At 58.8% G+C, this 25,381-nt stretch carries 22 protein-coding genes; 4 read left to right on the top strand and 18 right to left on the bottom strand.

Translation table 11 applies throughout. The annotated features are described in order from the left end of the window. Window positions 1-8: 8 nt before the first annotated feature. The 16 genes from dnaE to rpsB all read right to left on the bottom strand — a co-directional run bounded on the left by dnaE (window position 9) and on the right by rpsB (window position 18,749). Window positions 9-3,497: a DNA polymerase III subunit alpha gene (gene dnaE / locus ACSBQV_RS21265; protein WP_033652500.1), complete on the bottom strand. Its 3,489-nt coding sequence runs from the start codon at window positions 3,495-3,497 to the stop codon at window positions 9-11. A gap of 77 nt (window positions 3,498-3,574) precedes the next feature. After that, the gene (rnhB, locus tag ACSBQV_RS21260) at window positions 3,575-4,168 is read right to left on the bottom strand and encodes a ribonuclease HII (RefSeq protein WP_434991527.1); all 594 of its coding nucleotides are present in this window, start codon (window positions 4,166-4,168) and stop codon (window positions 3,575-3,577) included. Then, window positions 4,165-5,313, bottom strand: a complete 1,149-nt coding sequence (gene lpxB, locus ACSBQV_RS21255) for a lipid-A-disaccharide synthase (RefSeq protein ID WP_004931967.1) — start codon at window positions 5,311-5,313, stop codon at window positions 4,165-4,167. Before lpxB ends, rnhB begins: the two co-directional genes overlap by 4 nt. 3 nt (window positions 5,314-5,316) lie before the next feature. Next, entirely contained in the window at window positions 5,317-6,105 is a 789-nt protein-coding gene (gene lpxA, locus ACSBQV_RS21250) for an acyl-ACP--UDP-N-acetylglucosamine O-acyltransferase (protein ID WP_033644878.1), read from the bottom strand. Window positions 6,106-6,108: 3 nt separating this feature from the next. Further along, window positions 6,109-6,564 (bottom strand): 3-hydroxyacyl-ACP dehydratase FabZ, encoded by a 456-nt coding sequence (fabZ, locus tag ACSBQV_RS21245; RefSeq protein ID WP_004931962.1) that lies wholly within the window; start codon window positions 6,562-6,564, stop codon window positions 6,109-6,111. A gap of 160 nt (window positions 6,565-6,724) precedes the next feature. Continuing rightward, window positions 6,725-7,747 carry a UDP-3-O-(3-hydroxymyristoyl)glucosamine N-acyltransferase gene (lpxD, locus tag ACSBQV_RS21240; protein WP_025304030.1) on the bottom strand — a complete coding sequence of 341 codons (1,023 nt, stop codon included), beginning with the start codon at window positions 7,745-7,747 and terminating at the stop codon, window positions 6,725-6,727. 3 nt (window positions 7,748-7,750) lie between these two features. After that, window positions 7,751-8,248 (bottom strand): molecular chaperone Skp, encoded by a 498-nt coding sequence (skp, locus tag ACSBQV_RS21235; protein WP_004931958.1) that lies wholly within the window; start codon window positions 8,246-8,248, stop codon window positions 7,751-7,753. 156 nt (window positions 8,249-8,404) lie between these two features. After that, complete coding sequence (bamA, locus tag ACSBQV_RS21230) at window positions 8,405-10,831, bottom strand: outer membrane protein assembly factor BamA (protein WP_033652498.1); 2,427 nt, start codon at window positions 10,829-10,831, stop codon at window positions 8,405-8,407. A gap of 35 nt (window positions 10,832-10,866) precedes the next feature. Further along, a complete protein-coding gene (gene rseP, locus ACSBQV_RS21225; RefSeq protein WP_099783534.1) occupies window positions 10,867-12,222 on the bottom strand; it encodes a sigma E protease regulator RseP in 1,356 nt (451 codons plus the stop codon). 27 nt (window positions 12,223-12,249) lie between these two features. Then, window positions 12,250-13,092: a phosphatidate cytidylyltransferase gene (gene cdsA, locus ACSBQV_RS21220; protein WP_033644875.1), complete on the bottom strand. Its 843-nt coding sequence runs from the start codon at window positions 13,090-13,092 to the stop codon at window positions 12,250-12,252. 9 nt (window positions 13,093-13,101) lie between these two features. Then, window positions 13,102-13,860 carry a (2E,6E)-farnesyl-diphosphate-specific ditrans,polycis-undecaprenyl-diphosphate synthase gene (gene ispU, locus ACSBQV_RS21215; protein WP_033644874.1) on the bottom strand — a complete coding sequence of 253 codons (759 nt, stop codon included), beginning with the start codon at window positions 13,858-13,860 and terminating at the stop codon, window positions 13,102-13,104. 268 nt (window positions 13,861-14,128) lie between these two features. After that, window positions 14,129-15,334: a 1-deoxy-D-xylulose-5-phosphate reductoisomerase gene (gene ispC, locus ACSBQV_RS21210; protein WP_046687715.1), complete on the bottom strand. Its 1,206-nt coding sequence runs from the start codon at window positions 15,332-15,334 to the stop codon at window positions 14,129-14,131. A gap of 157 nt (window positions 15,335-15,491) precedes the next feature. Further along, window positions 15,492-16,049 (bottom strand): ribosome recycling factor, encoded by a 558-nt coding sequence (gene frr / locus ACSBQV_RS21205; protein WP_025160240.1) that lies wholly within the window; start codon window positions 16,047-16,049, stop codon window positions 15,492-15,494. A 119-nt stretch (window positions 16,050-16,168) separates the two neighbouring features. Then, on the bottom strand, window positions 16,169-16,894 hold the full coding sequence (gene pyrH, locus ACSBQV_RS21200) for a UMP kinase (RefSeq protein WP_004931940.1): 726 nt from the start codon (window positions 16,892-16,894) through the stop codon (window positions 16,169-16,171). 148 nt (window positions 16,895-17,042) lie between these two features. Beyond that, window positions 17,043-17,894 (bottom strand): translation elongation factor Ts, encoded by an 852-nt coding sequence (gene tsf / locus ACSBQV_RS21195; protein ID WP_033644872.1) that lies wholly within the window; start codon window positions 17,892-17,894, stop codon window positions 17,043-17,045. A 129-nt stretch (window positions 17,895-18,023) separates the two neighbouring features. Next, window positions 18,024-18,749, bottom strand: a complete 726-nt coding sequence (gene rpsB / locus ACSBQV_RS21190) for a 30S ribosomal protein S2 (protein WP_016929891.1) — start codon at window positions 18,747-18,749, stop codon at window positions 18,024-18,026. A 345-nt stretch (window positions 18,750-19,094) separates the two neighbouring features. Here rpsB and map point away from each other — a divergent pair, with 345 nt between their 5' ends. The 4 genes from map to ACSBQV_RS21170 all read left to right on the top strand — a co-directional run bounded on the left by map (window position 19,095) and on the right by ACSBQV_RS21170 (window position 24,012). After that, window positions 19,095-19,889 (top strand): type I methionyl aminopeptidase, encoded by a 795-nt coding sequence (gene map, locus ACSBQV_RS21185; RefSeq protein WP_028127527.1) that lies wholly within the window; start codon window positions 19,095-19,097, stop codon window positions 19,887-19,889. Window positions 19,890-19,962: 73 nt separating this feature from the next. Next, complete coding sequence (gene glnD, locus ACSBQV_RS21180) at window positions 19,963-22,626, top strand: bifunctional uridylyltransferase/uridylyl-removing protein GlnD (protein ID WP_033652507.1); 2,664 nt, start codon at window positions 19,963-19,965, stop codon at window positions 22,624-22,626. A gap of 42 nt (window positions 22,627-22,668) precedes the next feature. Then, a complete protein-coding gene (gene dapD, locus ACSBQV_RS21175; protein ID WP_004931932.1) occupies window positions 22,669-23,493 on the top strand; it encodes a 2,3,4,5-tetrahydropyridine-2,6-dicarboxylate N-succinyltransferase in 825 nt (274 codons plus the stop codon). 129 nt (window positions 23,494-23,622) lie between these two features. Then, window positions 23,623-24,012, top strand: a complete 390-nt coding sequence (locus tag ACSBQV_RS21170; protein WP_004931929.1) for a DUF3461 family protein — start codon at window positions 23,623-23,625, stop codon at window positions 24,010-24,012. A gap of 57 nt (window positions 24,013-24,069) precedes the next feature. On the opposite strand, the gene ACSBQV_RS21165 is transcribed toward ACSBQV_RS21170, so the two are convergent. Then, window positions 24,070-24,522 carry a flavodoxin gene (locus tag ACSBQV_RS21165; protein ID WP_033644870.1) on the bottom strand — a complete coding sequence of 151 codons (453 nt, stop codon included), beginning with the start codon at window positions 24,520-24,522 and terminating at the stop codon, window positions 24,070-24,072. Between the two features lie 33 nt (window positions 24,523-24,555). Beyond that, window positions 24,556-25,326: a tRNA pseudouridine(65) synthase TruC gene (truC, locus tag ACSBQV_RS21160; protein WP_099783514.1), complete on the bottom strand. Its 771-nt coding sequence runs from the start codon at window positions 25,324-25,326 to the stop codon at window positions 24,556-24,558. Between the last annotated feature and the right edge of the window lie 55 nt (window positions 25,327-25,381).

The raw sequence follows: 25,381 nt of genomic DNA, 5'->3' as shown, positions 1-25,381 counted from the left end.
TTCCTATTTTAGTCAAATTCCAAGTCCACCTGCTCATTGCCTACCAACGTCCGCAAGTCTATCAACAAGCGGTCGGTGGGCGTCACGCGCCAGGTTGCGCCAAAACGCAGCTTGGCTCGCGCATCTTCCCGTTGATAGTAGAGATGCACTGGAATCGTCCCCGAGCGATGGGGTTCCAACGACTGACGGAGACGGTTCAAAAGCTGGTCATCAATTTGCCTGTCAGTCAGCGAGATAGCAAGCCCGCGAGCGTATTTTTCCCGGGCTTCACTGATGTCCATTACCTCGCGGGCCATCATTTTAAGCCCGCCGCTAAAGTCATCAAAGCTGACCTGTCCACTGGCGATAAGGATACGGTCTTTTTCCAACAAATGCTGGTATTTTTCTAACGCTTCGGTGAATAGCATCACTTCCAGACGGCCCGAACGGTCATCCAGCGTACAGATGCCGATGCGGTTGCCGCGCTTGGTCACCATCACCCGCGCGGCGACCACCAACCCGACGGCGGTAGTCATTTTGCCCCGATCCGTCGGGTGCATGTCTTTCAAACGCTGGCCACCGGCGTAACGTTCGATCTCCTTGAGGTATTGGGTGATCGGGTGGCCGGTCAGGTACAGCCCCAGCGTTTCCCGTTCACCGTCCAACACCACCTGCTCCGGCCAGGGCGCGATGTTGGCGTAGGATTGCTCCACCTGCTCCGGCGCTTCCGCCAGCACGCCAAACATGTCCACCTGGCCGATAGCTTCGGCTTTCGCATGCTGATCCGCCGCTTTCAACGCGTCGCCGAGCGAATTCATCAGCGCGGCGCGGTGTGGCCCAAGGCGATCGAACGCCCCGGACATGATCAGTTTTTCCAGAATGCGGCGGTTCAGTTTCTTGATGTCGGAGCGCGCGCAGAGATCGAACAGGTCTTTGAAATAACCTTGCTCGCCGCTGTTGCGCGCTTCGATAATGGCTTCGATCGGCCCTTCCCCCACGCCCTTGATGGCGCCGATGCCGTAAACGATCTCGCCGTCGTCGTTGACGTGGAAGTGATACAGGCCGCTGTTGATGTCCGGCGGCAGGATCTTCAGCCCCATGCGCCAGCATTCGTCCACCAGCCCCACCACTTTGTCGGTGTTGTCCATATCGGCGGTCATCACCGCCGCCATAAACTCGGCCGGATAGTGCGCCTTCAGCCACAGCGTCTGGTACGACACCAGCGCGTAGGCGGCGGAGTGCGATTTGTTGAAGCCATAACCGGCGAATTTCTCCACCAGGTCGAAGATTTTCACCGACAGTTCACCGTCGATGCCGCGCGCTTTAGCACCGTCTTCAAAGCCGCCGCGCTGCTTGGCCATTTCGACCGGGTTCTTTTTACCCATCGCACGGCGCAGCATGTCCGCGCCGCCCAGCGTATAGCCGGCCAGCACCTGGGCAATCTGCATCACCTGTTCCTGATACAGGATGATGCCGTAGGTCGGTTCCAGCACCGGCTTGAGCGACTCATGCTGCCACTGAATGTCCGGGTAGGAGATCTCTTCGCGGCCGTGTTTGCGGTCGATGAAGTTATCCACCATGCCCGACTGCAGCGGCCCCGGACGGAACAGCGCCACCAGTGCGATCATGTCTTCGAAGCAGTCGGGCTTCAGACGTTTGATCAAATCTTTCATGCCGCGCGATTCAAGCTGGAACACCGCCGTGGTTTCCGAACGCTGCAGCATGTCGAAGCTTTTCTTGTCGTCGAGCGGGATGGCGGCGATGTCGATCGGTTCCAGCCCGGTCTTGGCGCGCCGGGCGTTGATCATCTCCAGAGCCCAGTCGATGATGGTCAGGGTGCGCAGACCGAGGAAGTCGAACTTCACCAGCCCGGCGTATTCCACGTCGTTCTTGTCGAACTGAGTCACCGGGTGGTTCCCTTCGGCATCGCAGTACAGCGGTGCGAAGTCGGTGATTTTGGTCGGCGCGATCACCACGCCACCGGCGTGTTTACCGGCGTTGCGCGTCACCCCTTCCAGCTTGCGCGCCATGTCGATCAGCGCCTTGACCTCTTCGTCGGCCTCGTAAATCTCCGGCAGCTGCGGTTCGGCGGCGAAGGCTTTCTCCAGCGTCATGCCCGGATCCGGCGGCACCAGTTTGGAGATGCGATCGACGAACCCGTACGGGTGCCCCAACACGCGGCCTACGTCGCGGATAACCGCTTTCGCCGCCATGGTGCCGAAGGTGATGATCTGCGATACCGCTTCGCGGCCGTACATCTCCGCCACGTGCTCGATTACCTGGTCACGTTTCTCCATGCAGAAGTCGACGTCGAAGTCGGGCATCGAGACACGTTCCGGGTTCAGGAAGCGTTCGAACAGCAGGTCGAATTCCAGCGGATCGAGGTCGGTGATTTTCAACGCATAGGCCACCAGCGAACCGGCGCCGGAGCCACGCCCTGGGCCCACCGGCACGTTGTTGTCCTTCGACCACTGGATAAATTCCATCACGATCAGGAAGTAGCCGGGGAACCCCATCTGGTTGATCACTTTCAGCTCGACGTCCAGACGCTCGTCGTATTCCGGGCGGCGCTGCGCGCGCACTTCAGGATCGGGGAACAGGAACTCGAGGCGTTCTTCCAGCCCCTCTTTCGATTTGAGTACCAGGAAGTCCTCGGTACTCATATCGCCGGTCGGGAACTGCGGCAGGAAGTACTCGCCGAGGCGAATGGTGACGTTACAGCGTTTGGCGATTTCGACGCTGTTCAGCAGCGCTTCCGGGATGTCGGCGAACAGCTCGCACATCTCGTCTTCGCTGCGCATGTATTGTTGCGGGCTGTAGTTGCGCGGCCGCTTGGGATCGTCCAGCGTAAAGCCGTCGTGGATGGCGACGCGGATCTCATGGGCGTCGAAGTCATCTTCCACCAGGAAACGCACGTCGTTGGTGGCCACCACCGGCAAACCGCGCTCGGTGGCCAGCGCCACCGCCGCATGCAGATAGTTCTCTTCATCCGGGCGGCCGGTGCGGATCAACTCCAGGTAGTAGCAGTCGGGGAAATATTGCTGGTAGAAATCCAGACACTGATCCACCTGCGCCTGGTTGCCGCGCAGCAGGAACTTGCCGACGTCGCCCTGACGCGCGCCGGAAAGCAGGATCAGCCCTTCGCGATGTTCAATCAGCCAGTCGCGATCGATGATCGGGCCGGCGGCACCGTAGCCGCGCTGATAGGCGCGGGAAATCAGCAGCGTCAGGTTCTGGTAGCCTTCGTTGTTGCTGGCCAGCACCGTCAGCTGAGCGAGTTCGTCGCCCAAGACTTCGCTTTGCACATGGAAATCCGCGCCGATGATCGGTTTGATCCCGGCGCCGTGCGCGCTGCCGTAGAACTTCACCAGCCCGCACAGGTTGGTGAAATCGGTGATTGCCAGAGCAGGCATGGCTAACGCGGCGGCTCTTTTCACCAGCGGCGCCGTCTTGGCCAATCCATCAATCATGGAGTAGTCACTGTGGACGCGCAGGTGAATAAAACGAGGTTCGGCCATCTCCAGATACCTGATTGAAGGGGCTCAGCGTGCTGAGCCCGGGTTAATGCTATCGTCGAGCCGGTCAGGCTCGCAGGCTACAGCGCGAGTGCCCTTTTCACCGGCGCGAAGCTGCGGCGATGATGCTCGGTGGCGCCCAGCGCGGCCAGCCGCTCCAGGTGGAAGGCGGTCGGGTAGCCTTTATGCTGCGCGAAACCGTAGTCCGGGAACTCGCTGTCCAGCTCGGCCATTTCGCGATCGCGCGTGACCTTCGCCAGAATGGATGCCGCGCTGATCTCCGCCACGCGGCTGTCGCCCTTCACCACCGCCTGCGAACGCATCGGCAAGCTCGGGCAACGGTTACCGTCGATTAAAACCATGTCCGGCGCGATATGCAACCCGGCCACCGCGCGCTGCATCGCCAACATGGTGGCGTGCAAAATGTTCAGCTGGTCGATTTCCGCGGGTTCGGCGCGCCCCAGGCTCCAGGAGAGCGCTTTGGCGACGATTTCGTCATACAGCGCCAGCCGGCGTTTTTCACTGAGCTTTTTGGAGTCCGCTAGCCCGACGATCGGCCGCGCCGGATCGAGGATCACGGCGGCGGTGACCACTGCGCCGACCAACGGGCCGCGGCCCACTTCGTCCACACCGGCAATCAGCGCGGCAGCGGGATAGATAAAGGGTTCAATCATGCTTTCGCCAGCTCCAACACAGCCTGAGCGGCCTGTTCGTCCGCACCGCAACGGATGCTTTGGTGCAAGGTAAGGAAAGTCTGTTTCAGCGCGTCGGTTTCCGGGCTCTCTTCCAGCAGCGGCATCACGGCGGCGGCCAGTTTGTCCGGGACGCAGTCATGCTGCAGCAGTTCGGTGACGATCTCCCGCCCCGCCAGCAGATTCGGCAGCGAGACATAAGGCGTTTTCACCAGCTTCTGCGCCAACCAGAAAGTGAACGGCTTCATGCGATAGCCCACGACCATCGGGCACTTGGCCAGCATGCATTCCAGCGCCGCCGTGCCAGATGCCAGCAGCGCCGCGTCGCTGGCGATCATCGCTTCACGCCCCTGCCCATTCAGCAGGTGTACGGTCAGATCCGGCGCCACTTCAGCCTTGATGCGCTCAAACTGCTCACGCCGTTTGGCGTTGACCAGCGGCACCACCACTTCCAGCTCGGGATAACGCGTACGCAGCAGCTGCGCGGTTTTGAGGAAGTCGGCGCTCAGCATCTCGACTTCGGCGCCACGGCTGCCCGGCAACAAGGCCAAACAGCGCGCCTGCGGAGCGATGCCAAGCTGAGCGCGCGCTGCCAACCGATCGGGCTGCAGCGGCATGGCGTCCGCCATGGTGTGACCGATAAACCGGCAGGGGACGTTGAAACGATCGTAAAACGCTTTTTCGAAAGGGAGAAAGGCCAGCACCAAATCGGTGGCTTTGCCTATTTTGAAAACGCGCTTTTGTCGCCAGGCCCACACGGAAGGGCTGACATAGTGGATGGTGCGAATGCCGCGCTGCTTGAGGCGGCCTTCCAGCGTGATGTTGAAGTCCGGCGCGTCAATGCCGACAAACACGTCCGGCCGCAGCTCACCAAAGCGGCGGGTGAGATCCTTGCGAATCTTCAACAGGCGTGGCAAGCGCTCGAGCACTTCCACCACGCCCATTACCGCCAGCTCTTCCATTTCGTACCAGGCCTCGCACCCTTCGGCCTGCATCAGCGGGCCGGCGACGCCAACGAAACGCGCGTCGGGGATCTGCGCCTTGAGCGCACGGATCAAACCGGCGCCGAGAATGTCACCGGAGGTTTCTCCGGCGACCAATCCGATAGTCAATGGACGATTCGACATAACTCAGCGAATAATGCCACGGGTGGAACGGGTGAAGAAATCGAGGTACTGCTGCACCACCGGCTGCTCTTTGGCCAGGGCTTCGATTTCCGCTTTCGCTTCATCCAGCGTTTTTTCGCTGCGATACAGGATTTTGTAGGCGTTGCGGATCGCCTGCATTTCATCCTTGTCAAAACCGCGGCGCTTGAGGCCGACCGCGTTGACGCCGAACGGCGTAGCGTGGTTGCCCTGAGCGATGACGAAAGGAGGCACGTCCTGAGCGACACCGGAACAACCGCCTACCATCACATGCGCGCCGATAATGCAGAACTGATGGATCGCCGTCATGCCGCCGATGATGGCGTGATCGTCGATCTCCACATGCCCCGCCAGCGTGGCGTTGTTGGCCAGCACGCAAGCGTTGCCAACTACGCAGTCGTGGGCGACATGCACGTTGACCATCAGCAGGTTATCGTTGCCCACTTTGGTCAGGCCGGTGCCCTGCGCGGTGCCGCGGTGGATGGTGACGCTTTCGCGGATGCGATTGCGATCGCCCACTTCCACACGCGTCGGCTCGCCCGCGTATTTCAGATCCTGATTCACTTCGCCGATAGAGGCGAACTGATAAATCTGGTTATCGCGGCCAATCTTGGTAATGCCGTTTACCACCACGTGGGATTTCAGCACCGTGCCGGCGCCGATTTCCACCTGGGAGCCGACGTAGCAGAAAGGGCCGATATGCACGCCGGCGCCAATCACGGCGCCTTCTTCGACTATCGCGCTAGGATGGATAAAGGCGGTTTGGTCAATCACGGATTAAGCCTCCCGGCTGCGGGCACACATCATGGTTGCTTCGCAGACAATTTTACCGTCAACGGTCGCCACGCCTTTGAAGCGAGTCAGACCGCGGCGAGTTTTCTCGAAGGTGACTTCCATGACCATCTGATCGCCTGGCACCACAGGGCGCTTGAAGCGAGCTTCGTCGATACCGGCGAAGTAATACAGCTCGCCCGGTTCCAGTTTGCCGACGCTTTTAAACGCCAGGATGCCGGTGGCCTGCGCCATGGCTTCCAGGATCAATACGCCTGGGAAAATCGGTTTGCCAGGGAAGTGGCCCTGGAAAAACGGTTCATTCACCGATACGTTCTTCACCGCACGCAGATATTTGTGCTCTTCAAACTCGAGGACGCGGTCGACCAGCAAGAACGGGTAACGGTGAGGAAGCAGATCCAAAATTTCTGCAATATCCAGAGTATGAGTGTCAGTAGTCAAAATACTCTTCCTGTCTCTAAAAACTGATGGCATCAACAACACGGCCTGCGCTGACCCCAAAAGGAGATCATCATGCAGGCCGCAAATTAACATCTCTTTGCGCTTTTGGTCTCACGACCAACGCGTTTCGTTTTGTACCCGCGAGAGCGGGCGGCAATGATTAGTCTTTTCCGACTTTACGTTCGACAGCTTTCAAGCGTTTGCTGATCTCATCGATATTCATTACCAACGCAGCGGTTTTACGCCAAACCTTGTTAGGCTGCAACGGAATGCCCGAAGAGTATACCCCAGGTTCGGTGATTGGTCGCATAACCATTCCCATTCCGGTAACAACAACCTTGTCGGCAATTTCCATGTGACCGTTGATCACGCTGGCGCCGCCAATCTGGCAGTAGCGGCCGATTTTCAGGCTGCCGGCCATGATCACACCGCCGGCGACGGCGGTATTGTCGCCAATCACGACGTTATGTGCAATCTGGCATTGGTTGTCGATGATAACACCATTCCCGATTTGGGTGTTATCCAAAGCGCCGCGGTCAATGGTGGTGCAAGCGCCGATTTCGACGCGATCGCCGATAATCACCGTGCCCAACTGAGGGATCTTGATCCACTCGCCGCGCTCATTCGCATAGCCGAAACCGTCTGCGCCGATCACGGTGCCCGACTGAATCAGGCAGCGCTGGCCGATTTCGACCGCATGATAAATCGTTACGTTCGCCCACAGACGCGTTCCCGCGCCGATGCGTGCGTGTTTGCCGATGAAGCAGCCCGGGCCGATAACCACGTTATCGCCAAGCACCGCACCCGACTCGATCACCGCGTTCGCCCCAATGGCGACGTTCTGCCCCAGCTGCGCTTCAGGCGAGATCACCGCGCTTGGCGCGATATCCTGAGCCGGCGACGGCGTGGTGTCCATCAGTTGCGCCATGCGCGCATAGGTCAGGTAAGGGTTCTTAACCACCAGCGCCGCAGCACGGCAGTGTGGTAAATCCGCTTCGGTAAGCACCACGGCGCTTGCCTGGCAGGAAGACAGCTGCTCTTGATAGCGGCTGTTTGACAAAAACGTGATTTGGCCAGGCTGTGCCGAATGCATAGAAGCAATGCCGGTGATGACGAGATCGCCATCACCGTGCAATTGTGCATCCAACTGCTGCGCTAAATCAGCCAGTCGAATTGAAAGCATGTGTTATTTAACCTGTTTCAGCACGTCAGCAGTGATATCTTTGGAAGAGTCTGCATAGGCAACGGCGTTGGCGTCGATCACCACGTCATAACCGCCTTTGCTCGCGACAGATTTCACCGCGTCCTGAATGCGGCTCAGGATCTTGTTACGCTCTTCCATCTGGCGACGACGGTTGTCCTGCTCGAAAGCCTGGGCTTTCTGAGAGAACTGCTCGCGCTGCGCCATCACGTCTTTTTCCAACTTGCTGCGGTCGCTGGCTTTCATGGTAGCGCCGTCACGCTGCAGACGTTGCATTTTGGTCTGCAGGCTACGTTCCATGTTCTGGAGTTCGCTTGCACGGCCTTTAAACTCGTTTTCCAGCTGTTTAGCGACCGCTTCGCGGGCCGGCAGCTGTTGGAAAATGCTGGAGACGTTAACGACAGCGATCTTATCTGCTGCCTGAACGCCAGCTGAAGCAGCCATTGCTAAACCGAGGCCTGCGGCACACAACCACTTTTTCACTATAAACTCCTTACCATCACCCATTTGTGTCATATGACACTGAAGTACACAATTTGCCAGACTTGTCCCACCAAACAATGAGAATCATCTCCCTCTGCCGGCGGGCGCCTGGCCATTGCGATTCTTAATAACTGTTATGCCCAGAGGCGAGACCCGTTACCAGGTCTTACCGATGTTAAACTGGAACTGTTCGGACTTGTCGCCTTCGTATTTCTTGATCGGGTTGGCGTAAGAGAACACCAATGGCCCCAATGGCGACATCCACTGCAGCGCGATACCGGCGGAAGAACGAATATTGCTGGCCTTGCTGTAGTCCGGCACGCCGTACATCAGCGTCTCGTTGGTATTCTTCCACTTGGTATCCCACACGGTACCCGCATCGATGAACAGCGACGTGCGCACAGAATTGGCGTATTTCTCGCTGATGAACGGCGTTGGGGTGATCAGCTCCAGGCTGGCGACCGCCATGGCGTTACCGCCCACCGCGTCATCCGAACCACAGATGCTCTGACGATCGGTGGTGCTGCCGGCGTTGAACTGGCACTGGTACGAATTGGAGTTGTAGTACACCGCCTTCGGACCAATGGTGTTGGACTGGAAGCCACGCACGGTGCTCGAACCACCGGCGTAGAAGTTCTCGTAGAACGGCATTTCCTTGCCGCCCAGCCCATCCGCGTACCCCAGACGGCCGCGACCCAACAGCACCCAGGTGCGGTCGTCGTTGATCGGCACGTACTGTACGCTGTCCAGCGTCACCTTGTAGTATTCGTTGTCCGAGCCCGGAATGGTGACCTTGCCGTTCAACGTAGTGCGGTTACCCGAAGTCGGGAAGTAGCCGCGGTCCAGGTTGTTGTAGGTCCAGCCCAGGTTCAGGGTAAAGTCGTCCGTCGAGTAGCTGGCGCGGTCGGTCTTGTTCGCATCCACACCCATCGAGTCGAGGTAACGCCACATGGCGATCTGCGGCTGCATGTTCGACAGGCCGTTGTGGACATAGCCCAGGCCGGTGCGCAACGAGTTGTTTTCGTTGATCGGGAAGCCCAGCGTGCCGTCAACACCGTAACTCTTGTTGGTGTAGTCGGACAGGTCCGCGTTATCCGCTTTAAAGTCGTTGTAGAAGACGCGGCCGCCCAGGCTCACACCGTCAACGGTGAAGTACGGATTGGTGACCGAGAATTCGGTATACGTCTGGTAATCGTTCTTGGTGCCGCTGATGCCGACCGAGTAGCCGGTACCCAACCAGTTATCCTGCTGCACGCCGGCCTGGAAGCTGACGCCGCTCTCGGTGCCGTAACCGACGCCGAAGTTAAAGGTACCGGTGTTGCGTTCTTTCACCTTGTAGGTCACGTCGACCTGATCGGCAGTGCCCGGCACGCGCTGGGTTTCCACGTCGACCGTTTCGAAGTAGCCCAGGCGGTTCAGACGCTCCTTGCCCTGCTCGACCTGCTCGTTGCCGAGCCAGGCGCCTTCCATCTGGCGCATTTCGCGACGCAGTACGGAATCCTTGCTGGTGTCGTTGCCTTCGAACTTGATGCGGCGCACGTAGAAACGGTTGCCCGCGTCAACGTTGACGTGCAACTTGACGGTTTTATCCGCATCATTGATCTCCGGCTGGGTGCCGACGCGCGGGTAGGCGTAACCATAACGGCCCAACATCGTTTTGATGTTGTCTTCCATTTTGGTCACTTTGCTGCCGTTATACAGCTCGCCCGGCTCGATTTTGGTGATCTGAGCGACTTCCGCCGAGTGGCCGGCCAGGTTGCCGTTCACGACAACATCAGAAAGCTTGTACTGATCGCCTTCGGTGATGTTGATGGTGATGTAGATGCCTTTTTTATCCGGCGTCAGGCTCACCTGGGTAGAATCGATGTTAAAGCGGGCATAGCCGCGATCCAGATAGAAGCTGCGCAGGGTTTCGAGATCGCCCGCCAGTTTTTGCTTCTGGTATTTGCGATCGCCGACCAGGTTCCACCACGGCACTTCGTCACGCAGTTGGAAGCGCGAGATCAGTTCATCGTTGGTGAAGGCGTGGTTGCCGACGATGTTGATTTGTTGAATCTTGGCGGAGACCCCTTCCGTGAACACCAGCTTCAGGTCGACACGGTTGCGCGGCAACGGCGTGACCACGGCTTTCACCGAGGCGCTGTATTTACCGACGCTGTAGTAGAAGTCTTCCAGCCCTTTTTCAATGCTGGAAATCGTGGTGCGGTCGAGCGCCTCGCCCACCCGGACGCCGGAGGCTTCCAGGTTTTGCTTGAGCATGTCATCCTTCACCGACTTGTTGCCGGAGAAAGTGATGCTGGCGATGGTAGGACGTTCCTTCACCTGCACGATCAAGGTATTACCATCGCGCAGTACGCGCACGTCCTCGAAGTTGCCGGTGGCAAACAAGGCACGAATGGTATTACTGATGTCATCGTCAGTGACGGTATCGCCGACGCGAACCGGCATGTTGAGTAACGCCGCACCGACGGCAACTCGCTGCAGGCCTTCGAAATGAATGTCTTTCACTACGAACCCGTCTGCACCGTATACGGTGGCGCTGCCAAACAGCAGCGACGCTATGAGCAACTTTTTCATCGCCATCGTTGTTATGCGTTCTTCCTAACCTATCCCCGCCCCTAAAGGCGGGAAAAATCATTGAAAAGTGCAAGACCCATCAACAACACCAACACGATCGAACCTATGCGGTAGCTGTAGTCCTGTACTCGCTCGGAAACCGGCCCACCCTTCAGCTTTTCTATCGCCAGGAAGAGGAGATGCCCACCATCTAACACCGGTAATGGGAACAGGTTGATGATCCCCAGGTTGACGCTAATCAACGCCAGGAACATCAGATAATACACGAATCCGACTCCGGCTGACGCCCCAGCTCCCTGTGCAATCGAGATCGGGCCACTCAGGTTGTTCAGCTTTACATCACCGGTTATTAATTTGCCCAGCATGTTGACCGTCAGCCGCATCAGCTGCCAGGTCTTGTCGCCGGCCTGATACAGCGCCGGGAACGGTCCATACTGGCGAATCGTCTTATACTCTTCCGGCAGCGGCAGCACCTTTGGAATGATGCCTGCAAACCCCACCGATTTGTCTTTTCCCACCGGCTTTGTATCCGGTATCAGCGTCAAAGACAAGGGGGCGCCGTTTCTTTCAATCTCCAAAGCCAGCGGTTGCCCCGGGCCATCGTGGATACGCTTCACCAGCGTCTGCCAACGACCCAACGGCTGACCATCGACTTTAACGATCCTGTCCCCCGCTTGTAAACCCGCCTTTTGCGCCGCCGAGTTCGGCTGCACTTCCGCCAACACGGATTCGATCTGCGGGCCGCGCGGCATAATCCCCAGCGCGACAACGGGATCCTGCTTGTCCGGTTCAAAGTTCCACTGGCGCAAGTCCAGGGTTTTGGTCACCACCTGCGAAGAGCCGAACGGCGCTACGCCGACTTCGGTTTGCGCATCGCCAATCTTCGCCACCAGCGCCAGACGAACTGACTCCCAATCAGGCGTTTCGATGCCGTCAACCGACTTTAGTTCCATGCCAGACGAAATTTCAGCCTTGGCGGCGATCGATTGCGGCGCGATTTCGCCGATCACCGGACGGAAACTCGGCACGCCGATGATGAACACCAGCCAGTAGGCAAGGATAGCAAACAGGAAGTTGGCGATGGGGCCGGCGCTGATGATGGCCCCGCGCTGCCAGACGGTTTTATTGTTGAAGGCCTGGTGGCGCATCTCCGGCGCCACCGACTCCACGCGCTCGTCCAGCATCTTCACGTAGCCGCCGAGCGGGATCAGAGCGATAACGTACTCGGTGCCCTGGCGATCGGTTCGGCGCCACAGCGCCCGGCCGAAGCCGATGGAGAAGCGTTCAACGCGCACGCCGCAACGACGGGCAACCCAAAAGTGTCCGAACTCATGCACGGTAATCAAGATACCGAGCGCAATCAGAAACGCCACCAGGTTCCAAAGCACGCTGACCATCATCCCTCACTTTCCGTCATCGACGGATTAAAACACCAACAGCATCAGGCAGGCAAACACCGGCACCGCCGCGGTCAGGCTGTCGATACGATCCAGTATGCCGCCATGACCGGGAATCAAATGCCCGCTGTCCTTGATGCCCGCTTCGCGTTTGAACATGCTTTCGGTCAAATCGCCCAGCACCGAAGCCAGCGCGGCGATCACCGAACAGGCCAGCAGCGTGGTCGGCACCACGTTCAGCGGCGCGTAGCGGCCGAACAGCCACGAGATCACCGCCGACGTCAGCAACCCGCCGATCAACCCTTCCCACGTTTTGCCCGGTGAGACCTTCGGCGCCAGCTTATGCTTGCCGAACAGCTTGCCGAACATGTAGGCACCGGAATCTGCGCCCCACACCAGCAACATCACGTACAGCAGCCACCAGGCGCCGGTAAACGGGTTTTGCTCGTAGCCGAACTGGCGCAGCGCCAGCATGCCCCAGAAAAACGGCACGATGGTCAGCAGGCCAAACAGCAGGCGCAGCGGGCGCGAATTGCGCCAGATAGCGGCCGAGCCGGGATAGAACAGCACCAACAGCAACGCCGCCAGCCACCAGGCCAACGACAGCCACAGCGAGCCGCTTATCTGCGGCACGGATTGATGGTAAGCGGGGACGCTGAGCATCATCAGCGCAAGCAGAAAACCGCACAGTATCGCCAACCAGATGCGCTGCGAACGGGAGGTAAAACCGGCCAATTGGCCCCACTCCCAGGCAGCTAACATGCACACGACGAGCGTTACCAGAGCAAAGGCCAACGGCGGCAACAGGAACAGCGCCGCGATAACGATCGGGATTAAAATCAGAGCAGTTATGAGGCGATACTTCAGCAAAAGTTCTCCCTAGGACGCATCGGCGCCGTTAGGTGTTGTTCCCCCGAAGCGGCGCTCACGTTGTGCAAATGCATTCAGCGCACCTTCAAAGACAAGTTCATCGAAATCAGGCCAGAGCACATCAGTAAAGTAAAGTTCAGCATAGGCGATTTGCCACAGCAGGAAATTACTGATGCGATGCTCGCCACCGGTGCGGATAACCAGATCCACCGGCGCCAGGTCGCTCATGCAAACCCGCTCGTTCAATAATTCCTCGCTGATCTGATCCGGGTGCAACTCGCCTACCCGTACCTGTTCAGCCAGTTCCCTTACTCCCTGAATGATATCCCAACGGCCGCCGTAGTTGGCAGCGATATTGAGCGTCAGGCCATCGTTATTTTCCGTCAGAGCTTCAGAGCGGCGGATCCGCTCCTGCAAACGCGCGCTGAATCGGCTGATATCGCCGATCACTCGCAGCCTGACGTTATGTTTATGCAGGCTTTTTACTTCACTATCCAAAGCGCGGACAAAAAGCTCCATCAGGGCAGAGACTTCCTGCACCGGACGGTTCCAATTTTCGCTGCTGAAGGCATAAAGCGTGAGCGCATCTAAATGGTGGCTGGCGGCAAAACTGACCGCGCGGCGAACCGATTTCACCCCTGCTTTATGACCGAAGACACGTAACTTGCCCTGACGTTTGGCCCAGCGTCCGTTACCGTCCATGATAATGGCGACATGGCGCGGCCCCGGGGAAGATGGATTAGCCTCTTGTTGGTTTGCGGACGACATAACTCGTACTTATTTCCTCAATAGAAATATAACTGCCTTTCCGGAACATCAGGCCCTTACGCGCAAAAAAAGCCGTGTGCCCGACACGGCTTTCAGCCTGCCCTTGCGATACCCGGCGCAGCCGGGCCGCCATTGACGCACAAGGCGCCAATCGGGCCATAATTCAACGGTATAACCGCTGACAGGTGGCGCAGACTATACCACCTCAGCGGGGCATGAACAAACGGCCCCGCTGCGGCGCACGCGAATTACGAGCAAAATCGGATAATCACCGTGATCGGCCGCACAACGCGCGAACCCGCTCCTCAGCGGCGGCGCGCGCCTGACGGTCAATGTCTAAGACCGCTTCGATGCTCGTCGGTTCCTGCAGCGCGAGACGTTCCACCACCTGGCGATTGACCGCCGCGATATCGGTAAAGCGAATCTGCTGCTGCAAAAATGCCGCCACGGCGATTTCGTTGGCCGCGTTCAGCGCGGTGGTGGCCGCCTGGCCGGCATCGAACGCTTCGATCGCCAAATACAGGCAAGGATAACGCTCACGCTCCGGTTCGGCGAAGGTCAGCGAACCGATACGGCAGAAGTCCAGCGCTTCCACACCGGAATTCACGCGCTGCGGATACGCCATCGCGTGAGCGATTGGCGTGCGCATATCCGGCGTTCCCAACTGCGCCAGCACGCTGCCGTCGGCATAGCGCACCATCGAGTGAATCACCGACTGCGGGTGCAGGATCACTTCCATTTGCTCGGCCGAGGCGTTAAACAGCCAGCGGGCCTCAATGTATTCCAGACCTTTGTTCATCATGGTGGCGGAATCCACCGAGATCTTGCGGCCCATCGACCAGTTCGGGTGGGCGCAGGCTTGATCCGGCGTCATCGCGGCGAACTGTTCCAACGGCGTGGTGCGGAACGGGCCGCCGGAACCGGTAAGCACGATGCGCGAAACACCATGACTGTCCAGTGAAGAGTATCCCAACTGACGCTGAATGTTCTCAGGCAAACTCTGAAAAATCGCGTTGTGCTCGCTGTCGAGCGGCAGCAGTTGCGCCTGGCTTTGCCGCACCGCGTCCATAAACAGACGGCCGCAGGTGACCAGCGACTCTTTGTTGGCCAGCAGCACCTGCTTGCCCGCGCGGATCGCCGCCAGCGTCGGCAACAGCCCCGCGGCGCCGACGATGGCCGCCGTCACTTGATCGACGTCATCCAAAGCGGCCAATTCACAGGCCGCTTGTTCCCCGGCCAACACTTCGGTAGCGACGCCGTTTTCCGCCAGGATAGCGCGCAGCTCGCGCGCGGCGCTTTCATCCGCCATCGCGGCAAACGCGGGCCGAAATTCCATGCATTGCTGCGCCATGACCGCAACGTTGCGGCCGGCCACCAGCGCTTTGATCGCAAAACGGTCGAGATTCGCCCTGACCACGGCCAGGGTGCTGGTCCCTACCGAGCCGGTCGAGCCAAGAATGGTCAGTTGCTTCATGAGTTCACTCTGAATAACTGTCTGATGAGATCGGAGGTGCTCCAGTGTGGAACCTTGGACACCGCTTGTCCATGATCTTTCAGTACGATGAAACGGGATCTGCGCCACAAAAAACAAAGCGCCGCCCAGGCGACGCTTTTTTTCTGCGCGATGCTGATTAGAATTCCATCAGCTCTTTTTCTTTCTCCGCCAGCGCGGCGTCGACCAGCTTGATGTAAGCGTCGGTCATTTTCTGAATCTCGTCTTGTGAACGACGCTCTTCGTCTTCGCTGATCTCTTTATCTTTCAGCAGCGCCTTGACCTTGTCGTTGGCGTCGCGACGCACGTTACGCACCGCTACGCGGCCCTGCTCGGCTTCGCCGCGCACGATCTTGATCAGATCCTTACGACGTTCTTCGGTCAGCGGAGGCAGCGGAACGCGAATGTCAGAACCGGCGGAAGACGGGTTGAGGCCCAGATCGGAGCTCATGATCGCTTTCTCAACGGCTTGGCTCAGGCTGCGGTCGAATACGTTGATTTTCAGCGTGCGGGAGTCTTCCACGGTCACGTTGGCCAGCTGACGCAGCGGCGTAGCGGCGCCGTAGTATTCCACCATGATGCCATCCAGAATGCTTGGAGAAGCGCGGCCGGTACGGATCTTGCTGATTTGGTTTTTGAATGCTTCTACGCTTTTTTCCATGCGTGAATCAGCATCTTTTCTGATTTCATTAGTCACGTTGCAAACCCTTGGAAGCTGGTTACTTGGCAGGCGATACTCAAGTATAGCCCGTAATCGTACTCGAAGAGCACGCGGCGTCTGGCGTCACGCGCTCCGAAAAAGAGGTGTGAACAGCCTTATTTGCTGATCAGCGTACCTTCGTTCTCACCCATCACCACGCGGCGCAGCGCACCAGGCTTGTTCATGTTGAACACGCGGATCGGCAGACCGTGATCGCGGGCCAGCGTAAACGCCGCCAGATCCATCACTTTCAGCTCGCGCTCCAGCACGTCCTGATAGGTTAATTGTTCATACAGAGTCGCATCCGGGTTTTTCACCGGATCGGCGGAGTATACGCCATCCACTTTGGTGGCTTTCAGCACCACGTCCGCTTCGATCTCGATGCCGCGCAGGCAAGCAGCGGAATCGGTGGTAAAGAACGGGTTGCCGGTACCGGCGGAGAAGATCACCACGCGGTTGTTGCGCAGCAGGCTGATAGCCTCTGCCCAGCTGTAATTATCACATACGCCGTTCAGCGGGATCGCTGACATCAGGCGGGCGTTCACATAGGCACGGTGCAGTGCATCACGCATAGCCAGGCCGTTCATCACGGTAGCCAGCATTCCCATGTGGTCGCCCACTACGCGGTTCATGCCGGCTTGCGCCAGCCCCGCGCCGCGGAACAAGTTCCCGCCGCCAATAACTACACCGACCTGAATTCCCAGTTCGACCAGCTCTTTCACTTCCTGAGCCATGCGATCCAAAACGCTGGCGTCGATACCAAAACCTTCTGCACCTTGCAGGGCTTCGCCACTCAGTTTAAGCAGAATACGCTGATATACGGGTTTTGCATTGGTTGCCATGGTGTTCTGTCCTAAGAAGCAGTATTAGTATTGGGGATTTCAGCCGATGAAACGCGCCTGAGGTGAGCATCACGCTGCAGGGCCTGCCACCGGTGTAATTCTGGCTGGGTAGTATGGAACCGCCAGACGGCGGTTCCATCGACAGTCATTAAGACTGTTTGCTCATCGCGGCAACTTCAGCAGCGAAGTCGGTTTCGACTTTCTCGATGCCTTCGCCCACTTCGAAGCGAATGAAGTTGGTCACGTCAGCGTTGTGCTCTTTCAGCACCTGAGCAACGGATTTGCTCGGATCCATAACGAAAGGCTGACCGGTCAGAGAAACTTCGCCGGTGAATTTCTTCATGCGGCCTTCAACCATTTTCTCTGCGATTTCTTTCGGCTTGCCGGACTGCATGGCGATGTCCAGCTGAACCTGGTACTCTTTTTCTACCACTTCAGCAGACACGTCTTCTGGCTTCACGAACTCTGGCTTGCTCGCCGCAATGTGCATTGCGATTTGCTTAACCAGCTCTTCGTCAGCGCCTTTAGCCGCAACCAGAACGCCGATGCGCGCGCCGTGCAGGTAGCTGCCCAGCACGTCGCCTTCCAGGGAAGCAACGCGACGAATGTTGATGTTTTCGCCGATTTTTGCCACCAGCGCTACGCGCTCTTCTTCGAACTGTGCTTTCAGCACGTCAACGTCAGTGATTTTGCCGGCCATAGCGGCATCCAGCACTTTGTCGGCGAACGCCTGGAAACCGGCGTCTTTCGCAACGAAGTCAGTCTGGCAGTTAACTTCCAGAATGATGCCGTAGTTGCCTTCGATCTTGGTTTTGATCACGCCGTCAGCAGCTACGTTGCCTGCTTTTTTAGCGGCTTTGATCGCACCGGACTTACGCATGTTTTCGATTGCCAGTTCGATGTCGCCGTTGGATTCAACCAGCGCCTTCTTGCAATCCATCATGCCAGCGCCGGTACGCTCGCGCAGTTCTTTTACCAGGGCAGCGGTAATATCAGCCATTTATTTTTCCTCGGTTATCTCGCGTGGAGACAGTTCTCATTCAGATAAGCAAAGGGGGCCTTTACAGGCCCCCCTAACCAACATATGTCAATACCTGGTTAATAAGGGCTCAGTGACGAGCTTGCCTTATTATTCAGCTTCTACGAAGCCTTCTTCCGCCTGAACGGCCAGATCTTGAGAACGACCTTCACGCACAGCGGCAGCAACAGCAGTCAGGTACAGGTTTACTGCACGGATTGCGTCGTCGTTACCAGGGATGATGAAGTCAACGCCGTCTGGGTTGGAGTTGGTATCAACGATAGAGAATACCGGGATACCCAGGTTGTTGGCTTCTTTGATCGCGATGTGCTCGTGATCGGCATCGATAACGAACAGTGCGTCTGGCAGACCGCCCATATCTTTGATACCGCCCAGGGAGTTTTCCAGCTTGGCCAGTTCACGAGTGCGCATCAGCGCTTCTTTCTTGGTCAGCTTGTCCAGGGTGCCGTCTTGAGACTGGATTTCCAGATCTTTCAAACGCTTGATGGACTGACGAACGGTTTTCCAGTTAGTCAGCATGCCACCCAACCAGCGGTGGTTCACGAAGAACTGGTCACAGCTGTTCGCAGCGTCTTTTACCGCTTCGCTTGCTGCGCGTTTGGTACCAACGAACAGGATCTTGCCTTTACGGGAAGAGATCTTGCTCAGTTCAGCCAGAGCGGCGTTGAACATTGGTACAGTCTGCTCCAGGTTGATGATGTGAACCTTGTTACGAGCGCCGAAGATGAAAGGCTTCATTTTCGGGTTCCAGTAACGGGTCTGGTGACCAAAGTGAACACCAGCCTTGAGCATGTCGCGCATGGAAACAGTTGCCATGATTAAACCTCTATAGATTAATTGGGGTTATGCCTCCACGTATCCCATAACGCCGACCCTGGCGGCGACAAGTCACCTCAGGGCACCCCGGCGGATGTGCCGATACGTGTGTGTTATTTACACAAAATGAGTGCAGTTAAAGTATTTTCGGCCCATTCCCGCCAGGTCACAAGAACCAAGACACGGATCGCCGGCGCGCTTTATACCATAAACCCGCCGCCGACACCAACTTTTGTTGCGTTTCGCCGGGCGTCAGGAAATGAAATTTGGCAGCCCCCGGCCGGGCTGATACCATAAGTCACTGCTTCTTATTGTCGACGATAACGACACCTGCGGACGAATTTCATGGCAATCTCAATTAAAACACCTGATGACATCCAAAAAATGCGCGTGGCCGGCCGCCTGGCCGCCGAAGTGCTGGAGATCATCGAGCCGCACGTCAAACCTGGCGTGACCACCGGCGAGCTGGACCGTATCTGTCACGAGTACATCACCAACGAGCAGCAGGCCATTTCCGCCTGCCTCGGCTATCACGGCTTCCCGAAATCCGTGTGCATTTCGGTGAACGAAGTGGTGTGCCACGGCATCCCGAGCGACGACAAAACGCTGAAAGACGGCGACATCGTCAACATCGACGTGACCGTGATTAAAGACGGTTTCCACGGCGACACCTCGAAGATGTTCATCGTCGGCAAACCGACCATTCTGGGCGAGCGCCTGTGCCGCGTTACTCAGGAAAGCCTGTATCTGGCGCTGAAGATGGTCAAACCGGGCATCCGTCTGCGCACCCTGGGCAAGGCTATCCAGCAATTCGTCGAAGCCGAGAAGTTCTCCGTGGTGCGCGAGTACTGCGGCCACGGCATCGGCGAAGTGTTCCACGAAGAGCCGCAGGTGCTGCACTATGACGCGGACGACGGCGGCGTGGTGCTGCAGCCGGGCATGGCCTTCACCATCGAACCGATGGTCAACGCCGGCGACTACCGCATCCGCACCATGAAAGACGGCTGGACGGTAAAAACCAAAGATCGCAGCTTGTCGGCGCAGTATGAGCATACTATTGTGGTGACTGATAACGGCTGCGAGATAATGACGTTGCGCAAGGATGACACCATCCCCAACATCATTACGCACGAGATGTAAGCACCGCGGCGAACGCCGCGTGCAGAATATCACCAGGCCGGCTTATGCCGGCCTTTTTTATGGGCTGCGCACTATGTCTGACAATCTTCTTCAACAGGCGGCCCCGGCCGTGCCGATGCCGCCCGCCTCCCCCAGCGCCTACGGCGACGACGAGCTCACCTGCCCGGTGCTGAAACAGCGGCTGGAACAGTTTCAGCTGTGGCTGGCGGCGGCGTTCGACGCCGGCTCCAGCGCAGAAAGCCTGGTGGCGGCGCGCAGCGACTTCATCGATCGCCTGCTGCGCCGGCTGTGGACGTTCTACGGCTTTGAAGATATCCCGGAAACCGCGCTGGTGGCGGTCGGCGGCTACGGCCGCGGCGAGCTGCACCCGCTGTCGGATATCGACGTGCTGGTGCTCAGCCAGCGCCGGCTGACGGAGCAACAGTCGCAGCGGGTCGGCGAATTCATCACCCTGCTGTGGGATCTCAAGCTGGAAGTGGGCCACAGCGTGCGCACCCTGGAAGAGTGTCTGCTGGAAGGGCTGGCGGATCTGACCGTGGCCACCAACCTGATCGAATCGCGCATGATCTGCGGCGACGTCGCGCTGTTCCTGCAGATGCAAAAACATATCTTCAGCGACGGCTTTTGGCCTTCGCCGCAGTTTTTCCACGCCAAGATCAACGAGCAGCAAGAACGTCATCAGCGCTACCACGGCACCAGCTATAACCTGGAGCCGGATATCAAAAGCAGCCCCGGCGGCCTGCGCGACATCCACACGCTGCTGTGGGTGGCGCGCCGCCACTTCGGCGCCACCTCGCTGGACGAAATGGTCGGCTTCGGCTTTCTCACCCAGGCCGAACGCAACGAGCTGAACGAATGCCAGAGCTTCCTGTGGCGCATCCGCTTTGCGCTGCACCTGGTGCTGCCGCGTTACGACAACCGTCTGCTGTTCGATCGCCAGCTCAGCGTCGCGCAGCTGCTGCGCTATGAAGGCGAAGGCAACGAGCCGGTCGAGCGCATGATGAAAGACTTCTACCGCATGACGCGGCGCGTCAGCGAGCTGAACCACATGCTGCTGCAGCTGTTCGACGAAGCCATCCTGGCGCTGGACGCCACCGAAAAACCGCGTCCGCTGAACGACGATTTCCAACTGCGCGGCGATCTGATCGATCTGCGTGACGAAACGCTGTTCATCCGCGAGCCGCAAGCCATCATGCGCATGTTCTACCTGATGGTGCGCAACCGCGAGATCAAAGGCATTTACTCCACCACCGTGCGCCAGCTGCGCCACGCGCGCCGCCACCTGAAACAGCCGCTGTGCACCATCCCGGAAGCGCGCGATCTGTTCATGGCCATCCTGCGCCATCCCGGCGCGGTGTCGCGCGCGCTGGTGCCGATGCACCGTCACAGCGTGCTGTGGGCCTACATGCCGCAGTGGGGCAAGATCGTCGGGCAGATGCAGTTCGATCTGTTCCACGCCTATACCGTCGACGAACACACTATCCGGGTGCTGCAGAAGCTGGAGAGCTTCGCCGATCCGCAAACCCGGCCTCGCCATCCGCTGTGCGTGGAGCTGTATCCGCGCCTGCCGCACCCGGAACTGCTGCTGCTGGCGGCCTTGTTCCACGATATCGCCAAAGGGCGCGGCGGCGATCACTCGATCCTCGGCGCGGAGGACGTGGTGGAGTTCGCCGAGCTGCACGGCCTCAATTCGCGAGAAACCCAACTGGTGGCCTGGCTGGTGCGCTGCCACCTGCTGATGTCGGTCACCGCGCAGCGCCGCGATATCCAGGATCCGACGGTGATCCAGCAGTTCAGCAGCGAAGTGCAGAGCGAAACTCGCCTGCGCTACCTGGTATGCCTGACGGTGGCGGATATCTGCGCCACCAACGAAACCCTGTGGAACAGCTGGAAGCAGAGCCTGTTGCGCGAGCTGTATTTCGCCACCGAGAAACAGCTGCGCCGCGGCATGCAAAACAGCCCGGATCTGCGCGAACGCGTGCGTCACCACCGGCTGCAGGCGCTGGCGCTGCTGCGCATGGACAACATCGACGAAGAGGCGCTGCACCGCATCTGGAGCCGCTGCCGCGCCGACTATTTCCTGCGCCACTCGCCGAATCAGCTGGCCTGGCACGCCCGCCATCTGCTGGCCCACGATTCCACCCAGCCGCTGGTGCTGGTCAGCCGCCAGGCGACGCGCGGCGGCACCGAGATCTTCATCTGGAGCCCGGATCGTCCTTATCTGTTCGCCGCCGTCGCCGGGGAGATGGATCGCCGCAACCTGAGCGTGCACGACGCCCAGATCTTCACCAACCGCGACGGTATGGCGATGGACACCTTTATCGTGCTGGAGCCGGACGGCAGCCCGCTGGCGCAGGATCGCCACGCGGCGATCCGCCAGGCGCTGCTGCAGGCCATCACCCAGCGTGAGTACCAGCCGCCGCGCGTGCGCCGCCCCTCTTCCAAGCTGCGCCACTTCAGCGTGCCGACCGAGGTCACCTTCCTGCCGACCCACACCGATCGCCGCAGCTACCTGGAGCTGACCGCGCTCGACCAACCCGGCCTGCTGGCGCGGGTGGGCGAAGTGTTCGCCGATCTGGGGCTGTCGCTGCACGGCGCGCGCATTTCCACCATCGGCGAGCGGGTCGAGGATTTGTTTATCCTGGCCGACGGCGAGCGGCGCGCGCTCGACCAAGAAACGCGCAGAAAGTTGGAGCAACGGTTGACAGAGGCCCTCACCCCAAACGATAAAATGTGATACAAGTAACTTTTTACCGACAACATCAGGAAAGAGAACAGCATGCAGCAATTACAGAACGTTATTGAAAGCGCCTTCGAACGCCGTGCGGACATCACCCCGGCGAACGTAGACACCGTAACGCGCGAAGCGGTAAACCAGGTGATCGGCCTGCTGGACAGCGGCGCCCTGCGCGTCGCCGAGAAGATCGACGGTCAATGGGTCACCCACCAGTGGCTGAAGAAAGCCGTGCTGCTCTCTTTCCGCATCAACGACAACAAGGTGATGGACGGCGCGGAAACCCGCTACTACGACAAAGTGCCGATGAAATTCGCCGACTACGACGAAGCACGCTTCCAGAAGGAAGGCTTCCGCGTCGTGCCGCCGGCCACCGTGCGCCAGGGTGCGTTCATCGCTCGCAACACCGTGCTGATGCCGTCTTACGTTAACATCGGCGCCTACGTCGACGAAGGCACCATGGTCGACACCTGGGCCACCGTCGGTTCTTGCGCGCAGATCGGCAAAAACGTTCACCTGTCCGGCGGCGTCGGCATCGGCGGCGTGCTCGAGCCGCTACAGGCCAATCCGACCATCATCGAAGACAACTGCTTCATCGGCGCGCGTTCCGAAGTGGTGGAAGGCGTGATCGTGGAAGAAGGCTCGGTGATTTCGATGGGCGTCTACCTCGGCCAGAGCACCCGCATCTATGACCGCGAGACCGGCGAAATCCATTACGGCCGCGTGCCGGCGGGCTCGGTGGTGGTTTCCGGCAACCTGCCGTCGAAAGACGGTTCTTACAGCCTGTACTGCGCGGTGATCGTCAAGAAAGTCGACGCCAAAACGCGCGGTAAAGTCGGCATTAATGAGTTATTGCGTACTATCGACTAAATTGAAATAGCGGGTGATTCACCCGCTATTTTTTTGTCTGCGTTTCGCTGGCAGTCACAGTCGCAGATCTCGCTTTCCGCCATAATCGCAGTCGTGGAATATAACGATCACATCTAAAGAGGGCGCAGTATGTACGATAACTTGAAGAGTTTGGGCATCAATCAACCGGAAGACGTCGATCGCTATAGCCTGCGTCAAGAGGCCAACAACGACATCCTCAAGATCTATTTCCGCAAGGACAAGGGCGAGTTCTTCGCCAAGAGCGTGAAGTTCAAGTATCCGCGCCAGCGTAAAACCGTGGTGGCGGACAACGCCGGCCAGGGCTACAAGGAAATTCACGAGATCAACCCGAACCTGCGTTACGTGATCGACGAGCTGGATCAGCTGTGCCAGCGCGATCAGGTGGAAGTGGATCTGAAGCGTAAAATCCTCGACGACCTGCGCCATCTCGAAGGCGTGGTGTCGCACAAGATTGCCGAGATCGAAGCCGATCTGGAAAAACTCACCCGCGGCAAATAATGCGGATCGGTTGACCCGCATCATCGTTAAGGCGCCCTTTTGCGGCGCCTTTTTACGTTATGACTGTAGCAGCGTGCCCCACTGCTCGACCCACGGGCAGGCGGCCACTTCCGGCTCCGGCTGTTCCATCGCATCGATTTCCAGCACTTCGCCAACGCGGGTGGCGCCCTGTTCCTGCAGCAGCGCATCGAACGTGCGCCCGGCGCCGCAGAAGTGGTCATAGCTGCTGTCGCCGAGGGCGATCAGCCCATAGCGCAGCTCCGGCTGATAGCCAACCTGATCGCGGATAGCGTGGAACAGCGGCGCGATGCTGTCCGGCAGATCGCCCTGCCCGGTGGTGGAGGTGATCACCAGCGCGTAGTGCTGACGATAAAACTGCCAGGCCTCCAGCGTGCCCTCTTCGAACAGTTTGACCTCATGGCCCTGCTCGCTGAGGATGTTTTGCGCCTCTTCCGCCACCAGCAGCGAATTGCCGTAGACCGTTCCCACGAAGATACCAACCTGAGCCATGGCTCCTACTCCCTTCATTACCTTTAAAAATTGTCAGCTATCCTGACCGTTAGCCGCGTTAAACTCAACCCCGGCAAGTTCAGGGAATACCCCTGCCCAGCCGAACTGCGCCATCACCCCTTGCCAGGCCTCGTCCCAGCGCGCCGTTACCTGCAGCGGCTCGCCGGTCACCGGGTGCGTCAGCTGCAGATGGCTGGCGTGCAGCATCAGGCGCGGGCAACCGAAATGCTGCGCCATCCCGCGATTCTGCCGCAGATCGCCGTGCTTGCTGTCGCCGATGATCGGGTGGCGCAGGTGCGCCATATGGCGCCGCAGCTGATGTTTGCGGCCGGTTTCCGGCTGCAGTCCCACCAGACTGTAACGCGCGCTGTCGTAGCGGCCGACGGCCACCGGCATCTCTACCTGCGCCAACGGCCGGTAGTGCGTCACGGCCGGCTGCGGCCCCTTGTCGGCATCGGCATGTTTATCGGCGATTTTATCCAGCTCCGCCGTCAGCGGGTAGTCGAGGGTCGCCCCATCCTGCACGTAACCGCGCACCACCGCATGGTAGGTTTTCTGCACCTGATGCTGCTCGAACTGCTGCGACAGCAGGCGCGCCACCTCGCTGGAGAGCGCCATCAGCAGCACGCCGGACGTCGGACGATCGAGACGGTGCACGGTAAAGACGTGCTTCCCGAGCTGATCGCGCACCGTCTGCATCATAAAGCGAGTTTCATGACGGTCCAGCCAACTGCGGTGCACCAACCAGCCCGACGGTTTGTTCACCGCCACCAGGTGTTCATCCTGATACAAAATCTCAATCACATCGCATTCCCAGGTCAATAGCCGTTTCGGGCGCGAGTATAACAGGCATGGGACG

It is taken from the genome of Serratia sp. B501 (assembly GCF_051172315.1).
GTDB lineage: Bacteria > Pseudomonadota > Gammaproteobacteria > Enterobacterales > Enterobacteriaceae > Serratia > Serratia ureilytica.
The sequence above is the reverse complement of the archived record's forward strand: the minus strand, read 5'-3'. Positions and strand labels throughout refer to the sequence as shown.

Coding starts and splice junctions, on each gene's coding strand:
- ACSBQV_RS21165 (WP_033644870.1), bottom strand. CDS start 24,522: ATGGCTCAGGTTGGTATCTTCGTGGGAACGGTCTACGGCAATTCGCTG.
- dapD (WP_004931932.1), top strand. CDS start 22,669: ATGCAGCAATTACAGAACGTTATTGAAAGCGCCTTCGAACGCCGTGCG.
- lpxB (WP_004931967.1), bottom strand. CDS start 5,313: ATGTCGAATCGTCCATTGACTATCGGATTGGTCGCCGGAGAAACCTCC.
- rnhB (WP_434991527.1), bottom strand. CDS start 4,168: ATGATTGAACCCTTTATCTATCCCGCTGCCGCGCTGATTGCCGGTGTG.
- dnaE (WP_033652500.1), bottom strand. CDS start 3,497: ATGGCCGAACCTCGTTTTATTCACCTGCGCGTCCACAGTGACTACTCC.
- bamA (WP_033652498.1), bottom strand. CDS start 10,831: ATGGCGATGAAAAAGTTGCTCATAGCGTCGCTGCTGTTTGGCAGCGCC.
- lpxD (WP_025304030.1), bottom strand. CDS start 7,747: ATGCTTTCAATTCGACTGGCTGATTTAGCGCAGCAGTTGGATGCACAA.
- rseP (WP_099783534.1), bottom strand. CDS start 12,222: ATGGTCAGCGTGCTTTGGAACCTGGTGGCGTTTCTGATTGCGCTCGGT.
- rpsB (WP_016929891.1), bottom strand. CDS start 18,749: ATGGCAACTGTTTCCATGCGCGACATGCTCAAGGCTGGTGTTCACTTT.
- tsf (WP_033644872.1), bottom strand. CDS start 17,894: ATGGCTGATATTACCGCTGCCCTGGTAAAAGAACTGCGCGAGCGTACC.
- map (WP_028127527.1), top strand. CDS start 19,095: ATGGCAATCTCAATTAAAACACCTGATGACATCCAAAAAATGCGCGTG.
- glnD (WP_033652507.1), top strand. CDS start 19,963: ATGTCTGACAATCTTCTTCAACAGGCGGCCCCGGCCGTGCCGATGCCG.
- ACSBQV_RS21170 (WP_004931929.1), top strand. CDS start 23,623: ATGTACGATAACTTGAAGAGTTTGGGCATCAATCAACCGGAAGACGTC.
- pyrH (WP_004931940.1), bottom strand. CDS start 16,894: ATGGCAACCAATGCAAAACCCGTATATCAGCGTATTCTGCTTAAACTG.
- ispC (WP_046687715.1), bottom strand. CDS start 15,334: ATGAAGCAACTGACCATTCTTGGCTCGACCGGCTCGGTAGGGACCAGC.
- ispU (WP_033644874.1), bottom strand. CDS start 13,860: ATGTCGTCCGCAAACCAACAAGAGGCTAATCCATCTTCCCCGGGGCCG.